Source organism: Rhizobium sp. 01N447_2 (genome assembly GCF_056399245.1).
The window spans coordinates 122644-137622 of sequence record NZ_JBFTQY010000008.1 but is presented as its reverse complement, the minus strand read 5'-3'; the positions used below and the strand labels follow the sequence as shown (position 1 = coordinate 137622).

Annotated in this window: 14 protein-coding genes; 6 read left to right on the top strand and 8 right to left on the bottom strand. The window is 60.3% G+C overall.

Going from position 1 to position 14979, the window contains the following annotated elements:
- Positions 1–686: 686 nt before the first annotated feature.
- Positions 687–1031 carry a YkgJ family cysteine cluster protein gene (locus AC1ECN_RS07180; protein ID WP_130674435.1) on the bottom strand — a complete coding sequence of 115 codons (345 nt, stop codon included), beginning with the start codon at positions 1029–1031 and terminating at the stop codon, positions 687–689.
- 371 nt (positions 1032–1402) lie between these two features.
- Positions 1403–2413: an Lnb N-terminal periplasmic domain-containing protein gene (locus AC1ECN_RS07175; protein WP_477952604.1), complete on the bottom strand. Its 1011-nt coding sequence runs from the start codon at positions 2411–2413 to the stop codon at positions 1403–1405.
- A gap of 606 nt (positions 2414–3019) precedes the next feature.
- Between AC1ECN_RS07175 and AC1ECN_RS07170 the strand changes: the two genes are divergently transcribed.
- Complete coding sequence (locus tag AC1ECN_RS07170) at positions 3020–3532, top strand: hypothetical protein (protein ID WP_018493959.1); 513 nt, start codon at positions 3020–3022, stop codon at positions 3530–3532.
- An 83-nt stretch (positions 3533–3615) separates the two neighbouring features.
- Positions 3616–3930, top strand: coding sequence for a hypothetical protein (locus AC1ECN_RS07165; protein WP_477952602.1), 315 nt, complete (start codon positions 3616–3618; stop codon positions 3928–3930).
- Between the two features lie 39 nt (positions 3931–3969).
- On the opposite strand, the gene AC1ECN_RS07160 is transcribed toward AC1ECN_RS07165, so the two are convergent.
- The 5 genes from AC1ECN_RS07160 to AC1ECN_RS07140 all read right to left on the bottom strand — a co-directional run bounded on the left by AC1ECN_RS07160 (position 3970) and on the right by AC1ECN_RS07140 (position 8873).
- The gene (locus AC1ECN_RS07160; protein ID WP_197727453.1) at positions 3970–4770 is read right to left on the bottom strand and encodes an ABC transporter permease; all 801 of its coding nucleotides are present in this window, start codon (positions 4768–4770) and stop codon (positions 3970–3972) included.
- Positions 4758–5615 carry an ABC transporter permease gene (locus AC1ECN_RS07155; RefSeq protein WP_130674438.1) on the bottom strand — a complete coding sequence of 286 codons (858 nt, stop codon included), beginning with the start codon at positions 5613–5615 and terminating at the stop codon, positions 4758–4760. Before AC1ECN_RS07155 ends, AC1ECN_RS07160 begins: the two co-directional genes overlap by 13 nt.
- Positions 5612–6667 (bottom strand): ABC transporter ATP-binding protein, encoded by a 1056-nt coding sequence (locus AC1ECN_RS07150; RefSeq protein WP_130674439.1) that lies wholly within the window; start codon positions 6665–6667, stop codon positions 5612–5614. The genes AC1ECN_RS07155 and AC1ECN_RS07150 overlap by 4 nt, the downstream gene beginning before the upstream one ends.
- 106 nt (positions 6668–6773) lie before the next feature.
- On the bottom strand, positions 6774–7811 hold the full coding sequence (locus tag AC1ECN_RS07145) for an ABC transporter substrate-binding protein (RefSeq protein WP_164592985.1): 1038 nt from the start codon (positions 7809–7811) through the stop codon (positions 6774–6776).
- A gap of 87 nt (positions 7812–7898) precedes the next feature.
- Entirely contained in the window at positions 7899–8873 is a 975-nt protein-coding gene (locus AC1ECN_RS07140) for an isopenicillin N synthase family dioxygenase (RefSeq protein WP_477952600.1), read from the bottom strand.
- Between the two features lie 101 nt (positions 8874–8974).
- Here AC1ECN_RS07140 and AC1ECN_RS07135 point away from each other — a divergent pair, with 101 nt between their 5' ends.
- The 4 genes from AC1ECN_RS07135 to AC1ECN_RS07120 are packed head-to-tail and all read left to right on the top strand — an operon-like array spanning position 8975 to position 13994.
- Positions 8975–10087: a carbohydrate kinase gene (locus tag AC1ECN_RS07135; RefSeq protein ID WP_164592981.1), complete on the top strand. Its 1113-nt coding sequence runs from the start codon at positions 8975–8977 to the stop codon at positions 10085–10087.
- A gap of 30 nt (positions 10088–10117) precedes the next feature.
- The gene (locus tag AC1ECN_RS07130; RefSeq protein ID WP_477952598.1) at positions 10118–11047 is read left to right on the top strand and encodes a pseudouridine-5'-phosphate glycosidase; all 930 of its coding nucleotides are present in this window, start codon (positions 10118–10120) and stop codon (positions 11045–11047) included.
- Positions 11048–11068: 21 nt separating this feature from the next.
- On the top strand, positions 11069–11878 hold the full coding sequence (locus AC1ECN_RS07125; RefSeq protein ID WP_018493967.1) for an enoyl-CoA hydratase/isomerase family protein: 810 nt from the start codon (positions 11069–11071) through the stop codon (positions 11876–11878).
- A 10-nt stretch (positions 11879–11888) separates the two neighbouring features.
- Complete coding sequence (locus AC1ECN_RS07120) at positions 11889–13994, top strand: acetate--CoA ligase family protein (protein ID WP_477952597.1); 2106 nt, start codon at positions 11889–11891, stop codon at positions 13992–13994.
- Here AC1ECN_RS07120 and AC1ECN_RS07115 read toward each other — a convergent pair.
- A complete protein-coding gene (locus tag AC1ECN_RS07115; protein ID WP_477952595.1) occupies positions 13972–14970 on the bottom strand; it encodes a nucleoside hydrolase in 999 nt (332 codons plus the stop codon). The genes AC1ECN_RS07120 and AC1ECN_RS07115 overlap by 23 nt on opposite strands.
- Positions 14971–14979: the final 9 nt, after the last annotated feature.

The following is a 14979-nucleotide window of genomic DNA, read 5'->3' as shown; positions in this document are numbered from 1 at the left end:
GCTCAACGAGGTGAGTGCGCCCCAGCCTTTGGACTATCCCTATGGCAAGGGAGGTATCAACCAACGCCATCGCAAGATCGAGGGCGGCCGTTAGTTCGTGGACTGGGACGGTGGCCTAGCCGCCGTGCCGCTTTAACATCAGGTATTACCATCCGGTGGAACCTTCAATATCCCGGTTAAACCTTCTTGTCGTCGCAGCCATGCTGTTCGACTAGGTCAGAAGGCGTCAGCATTATGTGCTCAACATGACGCGATTTCGTCGATGGTGCCGGCTTGGATTGCCGCCGCCGCTCATCGACTTTCCTGACGCGGCGTCGCATCTCCCACGGATAGCCGCGACACTCTCGGGTTACCACATGAATCAGGTTTGGTTCCTGAGGCTCACAAGCGACCCGCGCTTCCACGAAGAGCAATCACCACCGGGCTATCCATGCCGCGCGAAAAGAACGCCATGGTGCTGAGCCTTCGAAAAGCCCCAAAAAGTGGCGAGACAGCGACGCGAATGGCCTGCGAAGAATTCGGCGAAACTCAGTCGATTAACGGCTTGCAATGAACGTCCGGTTGTTCCGTCTAATTTAAAATCTGAAGACGACCAATTTAAATTTTCATGTCCAACACCACTGAAGGGCGATGCGTCTACTCGCTCTCGGAGCGGCGAAGAGAGGGCCCGGACGGAGCAACGCATCTCAGCTCACTGGCTGTCGCGCATCAATGTGACCGGGCGGCAAATTCGACAGACCGATCCTGAAGAACTCGCGCGCGGTCAAGCAAGCGCCATCCCCTGGAACGCAGGCGCGGCAGACGTCAGGCCGAAGATCGTATACTTGACAGGATGTCTCTGAACCGACGCGACCGACGAGTGCGGAGCAACGCGCACCCTCGCAGCGCATTCCCTGCTCGTTCGCGGCTACGAAGCGCGCCGGCAGCAAATCGAGAGCAGCTTCTGTTTCGGTGGAAAATCTGGGCCAGGTCGGCGAAAAGGAGCAGCAGGCTCCGCAGCTTCGGCAATCAAAATCGATCAGTGATGTCATGACCCGCTCCTACCACATAATCTGCTGACCGATGGAGAGACCGGGCAGATTGAGGGCATTTATGCGGACCTTCGTCCAGTTCTTTGAAGTCGGGCACCGTCGCATTGATCGGCGCCAACGCACGTTGGGATGAGGGCGGCCCCAGCGCTTCAGGGTCATATCGGCGCTGGCCATGACCTCTGCCCGGGCGTCGGATTACATTTGAAAATCAATAGGAAGAGCTTTGCCTACGAGGGGTCAACCTTCGGCTCCGAATGGTGCTGGGCCGAATACGAAAAGCCCCAGAAGGCGAACGCGCATCGTCGTCAAAATCTCTGGACGCATTATGTTGCCTGCTTAGTCGTTTTGCTTGATCAACCCTCCGGCGGAGGTCACAACGCGTCCTGCGGCGACGGGACGCCGACGCGAATGGCCTGCGAAAAATTCGTCGAAAGACCGTCCTCGTGCGCCCTTGCAGCGATGTGTGCGGCCGACCGCAGTTGCGACAAGGGAACCGAGGTATCCAGCGCGCCCCGGTCATAGGCGTATTCCGGCAGGTATCCGTTGACGACGAGGCGCCAGTCCGTCGGCACGGCGTCGCCTGCAACGCGCATCATCTTGACGATCGTCGTCGTGCAGTTGGTCGTCAGCGAATTGTAGAAGGCGGGCGTGACCGCGAGCGCGTTTGCGTCGGAGACGTACTCACGCAGAAGAAGCCTCGCAGCCGCCGGCAACGCCCTCAGACGGTAGATCTGGACGTCCTCACCGCGAAAATTGGAGCGGAGACCGATCACATCTCTTTCGTCTGCGGCAAGGATGACCAGAGGACTGCTTTTGAAAAGGTCCGCCAGCGGTGAGAACGAACCTCCGGAAAGGCGACGCACCTCGATAGACCACGCCAGATAGCGGCCGTCGTCGAAGCCGAAGCTCATGATGACATGCGCGATGGTCGGACCTGACCAGTACGACATGAACATGTCGACGCTCTTCAACTTGTTCAGGTCGTAACTGCGCGTCGTCCATCGTTCCGTGAAGTCGGTGGCGCTGCGCCACTCGAAATCGCGGACATTTGTCAGCGTCAACAGATCACCGTCGAATTCGCCGGTGACCTGACGTGCGACGTCCGGAGCCCACGCTCCATTTGCCGGCGGTTCGATCGTGCTCCACCAGACGAGAACAAGGACGAACGCGGCCGCAAACGCGAGGACCGCACGAAAGCGCCTCCTGCCAAAGAGCGTCACGATGACCCAGGCGCCAAAAAGCCCGAACAAGATGGCGCTGGCTTGCCTGCCGACCTCGGGCAACGGCAAGCGGTACCAAAGCGCGAGCGACGACCAGGCCGATGCGAAGGCGACAAGCAACACGAGCACTGCAATGACGATCGCACGGACCGGTCGAACCATTTTGCATTTCCAAACGAGTTTGAAGCGTCCGTCCTGATCGTTGGACCCTATCGGTTTCCGGGCTCGAAGCCCAGAGCCGATMCGAAGCGACGAGGGCTCCGGATCCTCCATTTTGGTATGGCTTGAATTCCGCTTGCGCGACCGACGGTGCCAACAGGCATGACAAGACCAAGGTATTCCTCCGCGAAATCATTTCCTCTCCCTCCAAAGCACCAGGGGACGAGAGGGGGAGGCCTCCAACACAACGAGTTCTGGCAGCTATCTGTCTTGAAGCTGCGGGTCGCGTCATCCGCAAGCGTGATCCGGCAGATGGGCGCCAGGTGATCGTTGGGTTGACAAATGAGGGTCAGTCGATGAAGGCGGAGGCGAGAGTATGCCTCGAGATCAATCGCGCGCCTGGCCTTGCCGTGGCTTTCAGAGCTCGACTGCGCAAAGAGCTCCATCTCCTTCGGCTCTTCATGGAAACCGCCAGCGCAGATGCCTGCCAGTGAATTGCGGAAAGTAACAACGGCCCATATCGAACGCGCCGTGCGAAAGCGATCTCGATTTTTTAATGTGTTTCACCGTAGAGATTGTCCACAGTGCCCCTGATTGAGGAAACCTGCCGTGAAATTGTTCGACTGGCTGATAGGATATAAACCGGCGCCGAAGGGCGTGGACCGCCAATCGACGGCAACGCTTCGCAATGATCTTCTCGCTATCAATAGAAAGACTGCGCCGTTCGTCGTTCGTGACGGCAAGCCGGAAGGCGTCGATCTTGTCGCTGAATGGAAGATCGTTGATGCCCGCTGGTACGAACTATTCGCCAAAGCCGGCCTGCAAAAGGTGTTTAAGGTGCTGATGAAATTCGATCCTTCCAATTGCGAAGTCCGCGTCGTCGATCAGGAATGGTCCGTCGAATGGCGCGCCGGCGTGCCCACGCTTGCGTTGAGCGCTAATGCGTTCCGCGGTCGGAAGTGGGAAAAAAGCTTCGAGATGGCCTTTGCCTTCAAGGAAGACCTGTCCTACGGCAAGGTTTACGAATATCGCTTCAATACCGCCGAAATAAAGACGCCCCTCATTGAGGCCGCTCATCGGGCTGGCTGGGGCTGGAGAGGCGTGGCGTTCGGGAAGTTGTGAGCCAGCGTCCAAACCGCGCCATCCCGGTCGTCCTCGATTCCGGCGAGGTCAGCTAGAATGGCCTCGTCTCGAGGCGAGGCAAGATGGCAAGAACCTATCTGTATGAAGCCGCCGACGCGGTGATGACGCGCAAGATCAGCGGGTCAGATCTGCGCGCCTGGGCCTGCGCGATTGCCGAACGAGCGGGGCCCATTGAGCGGCTTTCTGGCGGCTCGGAAACATCATCCGGTAGCACTGAGGTAACGATGACGATCGCATCTGAAACATGCATGCGCTGTATCCAGTGCTACCCGAACAATTTGTACGTTGGCTGCTTTCTCGCAGCAGCCAAAACTTCGGCATGTCATTCGGACAGTGTATGGCTGCCCCCAACGCGTCCGCAGGTAGCGAAGAGATGATGCGTGACTGGCTACTTCAAAGACGCTTCAGATGGCCGATCAGAACCGATGAATGCGTAAGCCGAGTATCTTCTCGCAAACGACCACCACGATGAGTGTCAAAATAATCGAGCAAGTCGAGACCGCCGCCGCCTCGGGGGTAAAATTGGTGCGCAGGTAATCGAACAACTGGATCGGCAGCGTCGATGTGCCGACATTCTTCAGCATGAAGGAAATGGTGAAGACGTCAAATGAGACGATGAAGGCGAACAGGCAGCCGCCGATGACACCGGGCTTGATCAGTGGCAGCATGATCCGCCAAAAACGGGTGAAACGGCCGGCCCCGAGACTTTGCGCCGCCAAGCTCCAGGACGGATCATAGCTTTCCATCGACGCCGAGACATTGATGAATACGAAGGGCAGCGTGATCAGCACGTGGCCGACGAGCAGCCCGACGATCGTCTGCGTGCCGATGCCGATCGAATAGACGAAAAACAGCAGCGAGATCGCGGTCAAGACTTCTGGCAACAGCAGCGGCGCCAGCATGGCGATCCGCACCGTGTCCTTGAACTTGCCGGCATACTGCACATAGAACATCGCCGCCATCGTGCCGATGATACCGGAGACTATCGTGGTCAGCGTCGCGATCCACAAGGACGTGCGGATTGCCCGCATGAACACTTCGTTGTTGAAGAACACCAGATACCAGCGAAATGACAACCCCTGCGGCGGGAAGGTGAGGAAGGCGCCAGCATTGAACGACGCCCCGACGACGACCAAGATCGGCGCCAGGAGAAAGGCGTAGATGACCAGGCAGTAGAGCGTGAGGAAGGGTTTCGACATGTCTTTTATGCCTTCCATTTCATGACGGTCAGCCGTCCGAAGAGGGCCACCACGATCGCGCCTGTGACCGACATCATCAGCGCCAGCGCGGAACCGAACGGCCATTGGAACGTGTCGATCAGGGCATCGACCACCGTCACGGCCATGGTTTTGACCCGAAGGCCGCCGATCAACGAAGGCGTCACATAGGCACTTAGCGAGAGCACGAACACCAGGATGCAGCCGGCCTGAATGCCGGGCATCGACAGCGGCAGCGTGATGCGCCGGAAGGCCTTGAACTTGGAGGCGCCGAGCGAACGAGCGGCCGATTCCAACGACGGATCGATGCCCTGGATCGCGCTCATTATCGGCAGGATCATGAAGGGCAGGAATACATGCACCAGCGCAATGACGATGCCGAGGGCATTGTACATCAGCGGCAGCGGCCCATCGATCAGGCCCCAGCCAGTCAGCGCGCGGTTGATAAGGCCGTTATTGCCGAGCAGGATCGTCCAGCCGTAGCTGCGAATCACGATGCCGACCAGAAGTGGTGAGAGCACCAGTCCGTAACCGAGGGAGCGGATCACAGATGTGCCCCGCGCCAGCTGCCAGGCCACCGGGTAACCGAGAACCAGACAGGCAAAGGTGGTCACGAAGCCGATCAACAGCGTGTTGACCATCTGGTTGATGTAGAAGATGTCCGAGAAGAACTTGCTGTAATTGCCGGTGGTAAAGCCCGGCGCATAAGGCGTGCCCTGCCCAGGCACGCGAAAGCTCATCACGATGATATTGAGATACGGCAGCACGAGAAAGAAGCCGAGCAGGATCGCGGCGGGCGCGATCAACAGCAGCGGCCCGAACCGTTTTTTGGCGCCTGCGTTCATGCCGCAGATCCAAGCGGCCAGAAGCGGTCTGAAGGTGCACGCAACAGCACCTCCTCGCCATCGGCGAATCGTATCCGCGGAAACGTCTGGACGTTGACGACTGCGCCGTCCGCCAGCTGTAGCCGGTAATCGACGAGGCTACCGGAATAATAGCTGGACAGAACTTTGGCGGGCACGCCCGCCTCCTTGGAGGATATCGGCAGCAACTCGACCGCTTCCGGGCGCAGCGCCAAAACAAGTTCGGTATCGTCGGCATAGTCGTCGGCAACGTCGACCTCGCCGAACACGGTGGCGACCACCGTGCGGCCGGCGGCCTTGCTGACCTTGCCGCGGACGATATTCACCTGACCGACGAATTCCGCCACTTCCAGATTTGCCGGACGCTCGTAGATGTCGGAAGGCGTTCCGATCTGGGCGATACGGCCGCTGAACATCACCACCACCCGGTCGGACATGGTCATGGCTTCTGCCTGGTCATGGGTGACGTAGACGGTGGTAATTCCGACGCGGCGCTGCAGGTCGCGGATGAATATCCGCATCTCCTCGCGCAGCTTGGCATCGAGATTGGCGAGCGGTTCGTCGAGCAGCAGGATTTTAGGTTCGATGACGAGCGCACGCGCCAGCGCCACGCGTTGCTGCTGACCGCCGGAAAGCTGGCGCGGATAACGGTCGGCATAGCCGGCAAGCTGCACCATATCCAGCACGTCGGATATGCGGGTGCGGATCTCGCCCTTCGGTATCCTGCGCATTTCCAGCCCGAAGGCGAGATTCTTTTCCACCGTCATATGCGGGAAAAGCGCATAGTTCTGAAACACCATGCCGATATCGCGTTTCTCGACCGGCATATGCACGACATCGCGCCCGTCGAAGCGGATCGCCCCATGGGTCGCATCCTCGAACCCGGCGATCATCTTCAATGTCGTCGTCTTGCCGCATCCGGACGGGCCGAGCAGCGAGATGAACTCACCCTCGGCAATCTTGATGGAAATGCCGTTGACTGCGAGACCCTGCCCGTAGTCCTTGGTCAGCTTTTCAATGCTAACCTCTGTCATGAATTGTCACTTTCCAATTGCCTGGAGCCAACCGTCCAAAGATCCTCCGCAAAAAAACCGATCATGGCTCGGCCACAGGGGTGAGCCATGATCGCAGCGGGGGAAATCACTTTAAGGTCTTCGCCCAGCGTTCGGCGAGCTCGCCTTGCTTTTCGTTGACGAAGTTCCAGTCCCAGGTGAGGATCTTGTCCATGTCGGCGCCTGAGACCGGCACGCTGGCCTTGAGATCAGCGGGCACCACGACCTTGGAATTGGTCGGCGAGATGAAGAACTGTTTCATCATCATCGTCTGTACGTCGGGCGACAACAAGAAGTTGGCATACTGGTAGGCCAGTTCCTTCTCCGGGCCATTGGCAAGGATGTTGATGGTTTGGTCGAACATGAACATCCCTTCTTCCGGGATGATGCAATCGACCGGCAGTCCCTGAGCCTTCAGGCGGGCAATCTCGCCGAAATCGAACGGGGCGACGACGATTTCGCCTGACGCGAGACCGGTGGAAAGGTTGAAGTCCACCTGAATGACCGAGCCCAGCTTTTCGAGCGCGGCAAAGCCAGCGTCGACATCATACTGGTCCTTGCCAAAAATCTTCGAAAACAGCAGCAATTCCATCTTGCCGGCGCTGTTGGCAAAATTGTAGAGGCCGATCTTGCTTTTGAATTCCGGGTTGGTCCAAAGATCCTTCCAACTTTTTGGCGGTGTCTTCACCATGTCCGTGCGGTAGCCGATGCCGATCGGGGAAACGGCGCCGATCGCGCCCCAGCCGTCGGTCTTCTTGGCCAGCGGATAAAGGTCGGCATAGTTCGACAGCTTCGACAGGTCGAGCTTCTCGAAGAAGCCTTCCTTGCGCAGCCCCGAGGCGAAGACCTCGTTGGTCATCACGATCGAATAGGGCGGCTTGGTAACGCCGGCGGCCCGCAGATTCGCCCCGAACACGCGGCCGTTTCCAACGTCCAGCGTCACGGCCGCCCCGCTCTGCTTGGTGAATTCCGGCGCCACTGTCGAGCGCCAGTACTGTTCCCATACCCCGCCCAGCGTCGGCACGATCAGCGTCTTAGATTGTGCACGGGCCGGAAGTCCCATGAGACCGGCGGCAGCGAGTGCCCCCATTCCGGCAAGCGTCTGCCGCCTAGTCAAATCCATCATTTTCCAGTTCCCCTTAGTTGCGATCCTTGATCGTTGTGCCGGCGGTTTTCCGCTTCTGCGCACGAGTCAGTCGACTTCAGTCACCCATCAGCCTTTCGAGAAAGCCTGTTTCGTCTTCAGGTCGATATATTCACCGTAGGTAATCGGCTCGTATTTCGCGCCGCCCTTTAAGAAAGGCGCCAGGCACTCGATCACCGTGTCCTTCGACGGGTTGAGGAAGAACGGGATCGACTGGCGGCGGGCCGTGCCCTTGAAGCCGCTCGGCGGATTGGCGACCCGATGCGGGGTCGAGACCCACTCGTCGTTGCTCCAGCGCATAAACGCATCGGCGATGTTGATGACATAGGCACCCTCGATCGACGGCGCGTCAAGCCAGTCGCCATTGCGGTTGCGCACTTGCAACCCGCCTGCCGACGCTTCCGAGCGCAGGATGGTCATGAAGCCGTAATCAGTGTGGACGCCGGCGCGCATCTGGCCCGGCAGCGGTGCCTCGTCCTGTTCGGGATAGTTGATGACGCGCAGTGCCGAAAGGTGGTTCTCGAAGGACGGCTCGAAATAATCCCGGTCAAGCCCGATCGCCTGGCAGAAGATCCGGCGCATGTGCTTGGCCAGGATTTCCATTTCCTTGAAATAGTCGTGGAAGGCCCGCTCGATCCCTTCCGGCCTGTCGGGCCACGTATCGCCCGGCAGGTTCTTACCGAAATTCAGGCTTTCCTTGTAGTCGCCCGGCGTCTTGATGCCGAGCGTCGCAGCCAGCGCCTCCTCGGCGAGCGGCGAGAAGGCGACGCCGCCCATCACGCTCGTGCCGCGCCCTTGCGTCGTTTTCCAGTCTTGCGGGTAATCGAAAAAGGCGCGGGCGAGATGATGGAGCCGCGAGGTAACGTCCGGCGAAACACCATGGCCGGTGACAAGGAAGAAGCCGGTGTCGCGACAGGCGGCCTCGATCGCCTTCACCACATCGGCGCTACCCGCCTCATTGCGGATGAAGGGCCCCACGTCGATGACGGGAATGCCGGCCCCGACACTGTTGGACGACGCGGTATGGGCGTTCGACATGGACATAAGCCTACCTCCAAACTCGACTGACAAACAGATGTTGACAAAAACATCTGTTGTTGTCCATATCAAAAATAACGAAACTTCAACCCAGTGAACTAGACAAGATGGATGACCTTGCCCCCCAGGAAGCGGCCGTCCTGGCAATCATTAAGGACAACCCTTTCGCAGGGCAGCAGGAGATCGCGTCGATGCTCGGCCTGGCCCGCTCGACCGTGGCTGCCCACATCGTCCAGCTGATGCAGAAGGGCTATATTCTCGGCCGCGGTTATGTGATGCCGGCCAGGACACGAGCCGTTTGCATCGGTGGTGCCGTGCTCGACCACAAGTACCGCGCCAAGGAAGCTCTTGTGTTCGAAACCTCCAACCCGGTGGATGGCATCCGCAGCCTCGGCGGCGTTGCCCGCAACGTCGCGGAAAACCTCGCACTGCTGGGTACTTCGACGAGCTTCGTCTCGATCGTCGGCGATGACGAAGGCGGAAGGGCGATCCTGAAGCATATGCGCGACCGGGGCATCGATGTGAGCCAGGTCGTCACCACCTCGGAACGCCCGACAGCCGAATATGCCGCGATCCTCGATCCACAGGGCGAACTTGTTCTCGGCATTGCCGACATGGGCATTTTCGACCTGCTCCTGCCGAACCATATCGAGCGGATCTGGCCGCATCTGGCCGCCGCCAGCTGGGTGTTTTCCGACTGCAACCCGCCCGCCGAAATGCTGGCAGCCCTGATCGCCAAGCGCCAGGGCGGCGCCCGCTTCAAGCTAGCGATCGACGCGGTCTCGACCCCCAAGGCTGCTCGCCTGCCGAAAAATCTGACCGGCATTGACCTCCTGTTCATGAATATCGACGAGGCGAATTCGATCCTGAAGCGCCAGGGCCACGAAACGATCGAGGATGCTCGCGAAGCGGCGCTTGCGCTGCAGGCAGCCGGCGCACGGGAAGTGATCGTCACCATGGCTGCACGTGGCATTGCAGTTGCCGGGATCGAAGGCGCCAAGACGTTTCCGGCCGTCACTGCCCGGCCGATCGACATTACCGGCGCGGGCGATGCGATGATTGCTGGTACGCTTCACAGCATCCTGAACGGCGAAAACACCTATGCCGCGGCCCGCACCGGCGCGCTGCTCGCCACGCTGACGACGGAAAGTACCGCCAGCGTCCACACCGAATTGTCCGAACGCTTCCTCGAAGCGAACATGCACCGGCTTGTCGGCTAACCTCGCCGGCTGAATCAAGGAATTTTGAGAATGACCCTCATGAAGCCCCGACTGAGCCGCGAAGTGGCCGAAGCCATTGCAGCCGGCAGCCCGGTCGTAGCGCTTGAATCCACCATCATCACCCATGGCATGCCTTATCCGGCCAACCTCGAAACGGCCCTGGGTGTGGAAGCGGTGATCCGTGAGAACGGCGCCATTCCGGCCACGATCGCTGTCGTCAAGGGCGAGCTGCGCGTTGGCCTTGAGCATGATGAGTTGAAAGAGCTGGCGCAGTCAAAGGGCATCGTGAAGGCCTCTGGCCGCGACCTGGCCGTTGCCATGATACGCGGTCAGTCAGCCGGCACGACGGTTTCGGCCACCATGCTGATGGCGGAACTCGCCGGCATCGACGTCTTTGCGACCGGCGGCGTCGGCGGCGTGCATCGCGGCGCCGAGCAGACCTTCGACATCTCCGCCGACCTGACGGAATTGGGCAGAACGAAAACCGCTGTTGTCTGCGCCGGCGTAAAATCGATCCTCGACATCGCCAAGACGCTCGAATATCTCGAAACTCAGCGGGTACCGGTGATCGCCTACGGCACCGAGGATTTCCCGGCTTTCTTCACGCGCAGGAGCGGCTTCAAGGCCGACCATCGCCTCGACACGCCGGAAGAGATCGCCAAGGCGATGTGGTTGCACCATCAACTCGGCACGGGCACCGGCCTTTTGATCGCCAACCCGATCCCGGAAGCGTCAGCGCTGGCGCCAGACTTCATCGACGGCACGATTGCCGATGCGGTGGCCGATGCCGACGAACGTGGCATCGACCGCAAGGATCTGACCCCCTTCCTGCTCGCCCGCATCAACGAATTGACAAAGGGCGAAAGCCTCAAGGCCAATATTGAACTGGTGAAGAACAATGCCCGCCTCGCCGCCAGGATAGCCGTCGCCTACGCACCGCTGAAGAAGGCCCGCAACTGAAAATCAAACAGGGGAACTGCCATGAGCTACGAGACGATCCTTTACGAGAAGGATGCCAGCGACAAGTTCGCGACGATCACCATCAATCGCCCCGACAAGATGAATGCGATGAACAAGGTGGTGATCCGTGAGATCGATGCGGCCGTGGCTGCAGCCGTTGCAGATCCCGATGTCAACGCGCTGGTCATCACCGGCGCCGGCCGCGCCTTCTCCGCCGGTTACGATCTGCAGGGCGGCGATTTCGACGTCGATATCGATTTTTGGCGCGAGGACATGTCCGAGAATGCCGAAGCGCTGCTCAACATCTGGCGCGCCCCGATTCCGGTCATCGCCTCGGTCAACGGCTATGCCCTGGCTGGCGCGCTGGAACTGATGATGTGCTGCGATCTGGCGATTGCCGCCGACAATGCCAAGTTCGGCGAACCGGAAGTGCGTCACAATTCCGGTCCTCCGGCGCTGATGATGCCTTGGTTGCTTGCCACTCGCGACGTCCGCTGGCTGATGTTCACCGGCGACATGGTGGACGCGCAAGAGGCGCTGCGCATGCATCTGATCAACAAGATCGTGCCCGCCGATCAGCTCAAGGAAAAAACCGAGAACTTGGCCCGTAAGCTGGCCCGCATGCCCCTGCCTGCGCTGAGATACACCAAGGCCTCGATCAACAACCAGCAGATGGTTGCCGGCCTGATGCCGTCCTTCCAGTACAATATCGAGGCGATCGCGGCCCTACATGTAACCAAGCCGGGTCGTGACTGGATGGCCAACCTCGCAAAGATGTCGCTGAAGGAATATCTCGCTTTCCGCGACAATCCGTTCAAGGGCCTCGACTGAGGTCCCGGCCATGCCCGCAAACACGATCGATGCCATGCGGGCTTTGATGGCGCCGCGCTCCGTCGCGGTCGTCGGCGCCACCGAGCGTGCCGACGCCTCCTCAAGCTACGTGATGAAGAACCTGATGCGCTTCGGGTATCAGGGAAAGATCATCCCTGTGCATCCGAAGGCTGAAGCAGTCTTCGGTTATCGCGCCGCCCCCTCCCTGCGCGCACTCGACGCCGCCCCGGACGTTGCGGTGATCGGTATCGCCGCCGACAAAGTGATCGCAGCACTGGAAGAGGCAGGCAGCACCGGCGTCAAGGCCGCCGTCGTGTTGGCCTCCGGTTTTGCCGAATTGGACGAAGCCGGCCGCGAACGCCAGCGACAACTGGTCGAGATCGCCGGGCGCTACGGCATGGCCATCTGCGGCCCCAATTGCCTTGGTCTTTTCAATCTCACATCAGGCGCGGCCCTTTATGCCTCCAGTCTTTCGGCCAATCTCCAGAAGGGCCGTTTTGCAATCCTCTCCCATTCTGGCGCCAGCGCCATCGCGCTCGGCAATACCGGCCGCTTCGGCCTCAGCCACATCGTCTCCTCCGGCAATAGCGCTGCAACCGACATTCCCGCCTATCTCGAATTTCTGGCAAGCGACGAAGACACCGGCCCGGTCGGTATCGTCATCGAAGCCATCCGCGCGCCGGAGGAACTGGCAGCCGCCATGGAAAAAATGCACGCGGCCAACAAACCAGTCATTGCGCTGCGTGCTGGCCGCTCCAGCCGCGGCGCCCAGGCGACGGCTGCCCACACCGGCTCGCTCGCTGGCAGCAACGATGCCTACCGCGCTTTCTTTCGCCGCACCGGCATCATAGAAGTGCCGGACATGGACGGCTTCATGGAAACGGCAACGTTGTGCCTGACATTGAAGACACGCCCGGTAAAACCCGGTGTCGCGATCGTCGGCGTGTCCGGCGGTGGTGTCGCGCATGTCTCCGACATTGCCGATGAGGCCGGCCTTTCGATGCCGGACCTGCAGCCCGAGACGGTCGCGAAGATGAAGACACTGCTGCCGCCCTTCGCCACGCCGCAGAACCCGCTCGACACGACCGGCATCGTTTTTGCCGACGGCCAAATCTACCGCGACGTGCTGACCGCCTTGTCCGAAGATCCATCGATCGGGCTGATCGTCGCCTCGCAGGATGCCCCGGGCGGGTTAGACGACTTCTGCGCCCGCGAATATCTCGGCATCGCCCAGGCGGTGTCGGATTATGCCGAAGCGGGCAAGGCGCCGGTCGTGTTCATGAGCAACCTCTCCTGCGGCCACCATCCGGCCGTCGAAGGGAAGCTGTCGAACGTGCCTGTCCTGCGCGGCACGAAAAGCGCCTTGACCGCTATCAACAGTCTGATCGATCAGAACCGGCTTGTATCATGGCCCGGAGCCGCAGCCTCCGACAGGAAATCCTTGCCTGCAGGTGCTTTGACCGAACGCCAAGCCAAGATCCTGCTGGCCGCGGAAGGCCTGCCTGTTCCGCAACAACACCTCGTCACCAGCGCCGATGAAGCCGCCAGCGCGGCCGCAAAACTCAGCTTCCCGGTGGTGATGAAGATCGAGTCGCCGGATATCCAGCATAAGACCGAGGCCGGCGGCGTAAAACTCGGCATCGCCTCGGAACCGGAGGTTCGGCAAGCCTTCGACGCGATCATGGCAAGCGCCCGGGCCTACGCCCCGGATGCCGATCTGCTTGGCGTGTCGGTGCAGGAAATGGTGACAGGCGGCGCGGAAGCGCTGGTCGGGCTGGTTCGCCACGAGCCCTTCGGTTTCGGCCTTGTCGTCGGCATCGGTGGCGTGCTGGTGGAACTGATCAAGGATAGTGCCTTCGACCTTCTGCCTATCGATCTCGCCCGCGCCGACGCTATGATCGGCAAAACCAAGCTCGCCTCACTGCTGGAGGGCTATCGCGGCTCACCTAGGGCCGATCGCCAGGCGCTGGCAAAATTGCTGGTCAAGCTTTCGGATTTCGCCGCCCGTTATGGCGACGATATCGAGGCTGTCGACCTCAATCCGGTCGCCGTTCTGCCGGATGGCGAGGGCGTGCGCATTCTCGACGCGCTGATCATCCCGCGCGCGAAGACGTGACGAGCAGACCCGGCGCAGCTTCGGCTGCCGTATCCGCGCGACCGAGCCAGGAGAGCCGTTCCGTCAGCAGCGTATAAAAACCGTCGGCGTCGACGTCGCGCATGAACAGCGCATTTTTCGGCCGCCCCGACACATCCCACCAGTCGGCGACGGTCATGCCCTTCGTGAGCTCGGACTCCGTCTCGATCTCCACATTGCAGAAACGACCGGAATAAAGTTCCGGCTTCAGGAGATAGGCAATCACGTTGGGATCGTGCAGCGGCCCACCATCGCTTCCATATTTAGCGACGTCGAAGCGTTCGAAATAATGAAGCCATCCGACCACGGCATCGCTGAGCGGTGTTCCAAGCGCCTGGATTGCAGCGACACGTACCCGTGTCGTCAGCGTCTTGTGGGTGACGTCGAGCGGCATCATCACGATCGGCACGCCCGATCCGAAGACAACAGCTGCGGCCGGCGGATCGACGTAGATGTTGAATTCGGCGGCGGGCGTAATGTTGCCGCCCTCAAACAGTCCGCCGCCCATCAGCACGAGCTGTTTGATCCGGCCGGCGATMTCCGGCGCCCGGGTCAGCGCCCTGCCGAGATTGGTAAGTGGCCCAAGCGTGCAGACGGTGACTGTGCCGGCCGGTTCGTTCTGCAGGGTGTCGATGATGAAATCGACGCCGTGCTGTTCCTGCATCGGCATGCTCGGTTCAGGAAGATCCGCCCCATCCATGCCGGTCGCGCCATGCACGTGCTCGGCGGTGACCAACGGTCCGGTCATCGGCCGATCGCAGCCGGCAAACACCTTGATGTCTGGACGGCCGGCGAGTTCGCAGATCTTGCGGATGTTTTTGGACGTCAGCGACAGCGGCACATTGCCGGCAGCGCCAACGATGCCGAGAACATCGATTTCCGGGCTCGCCAGAGCCAGGAGTATGGCCAGCGCATCGTCCTGCCCCGGATCCGTGTCGATGATGATCTTTTGTGCCATTTGGGGCTC

Coding starts and splice junctions, on each gene's coding strand:
- AC1ECN_RS07180 (WP_130674435.1), bottom strand. CDS start 1,031: ATGACATCACTGATCGATTTTGATTGCCGAAGCTGCGGAGCCTGCTGC.
- AC1ECN_RS07175 (WP_477952604.1), bottom strand. CDS start 2,413: ATGGTTCGACCGGTCCGTGCGATCGTCATTGCAGTGCTCGTGTTGCTT.
- AC1ECN_RS07165 (WP_477952602.1), top strand. CDS start 3,616: ATGGCAAGAACCTATCTGTATGAAGCCGCCGACGCGGTGATGACGCGC.
- AC1ECN_RS07160 (WP_197727453.1), bottom strand. CDS start 4,770: ATGGAAGGCATAAAAGACATGTCGAAACCCTTCCTCACGCTCTACTGC.
- AC1ECN_RS07155 (WP_130674438.1), bottom strand. CDS start 5,615: ATGAACGCAGGCGCCAAAAAACGGTTCGGGCCGCTGCTGTTGATCGCG.
- AC1ECN_RS07150 (WP_130674439.1), bottom strand. CDS start 6,667: ATGACAGAGGTTAGCATTGAAAAGCTGACCAAGGACTACGGGCAGGGT.
- AC1ECN_RS07145 (WP_164592985.1), bottom strand. CDS start 7,811: ATGATGGATTTGACTAGGCGGCAGACGCTTGCCGGAATGGGGGCACTC.
- AC1ECN_RS07140 (WP_477952600.1), bottom strand. CDS start 8,873: ATGTCCATGTCGAACGCCCATACCGCGTCGTCCAACAGTGTCGGGGCC.
- AC1ECN_RS07135 (WP_164592981.1), top strand. CDS start 8,975: ATGGATGACCTTGCCCCCCAGGAAGCGGCCGTCCTGGCAATCATTAAG.
- AC1ECN_RS07130 (WP_477952598.1), top strand. CDS start 10,118: ATGACCCTCATGAAGCCCCGACTGAGCCGCGAAGTGGCCGAAGCCATT.
- AC1ECN_RS07125 (WP_018493967.1), top strand. CDS start 11,069: ATGAGCTACGAGACGATCCTTTACGAGAAGGATGCCAGCGACAAGTTC.
- AC1ECN_RS07120 (WP_477952597.1), top strand. CDS start 11,889: ATGCCCGCAAACACGATCGATGCCATGCGGGCTTTGATGGCGCCGCGC.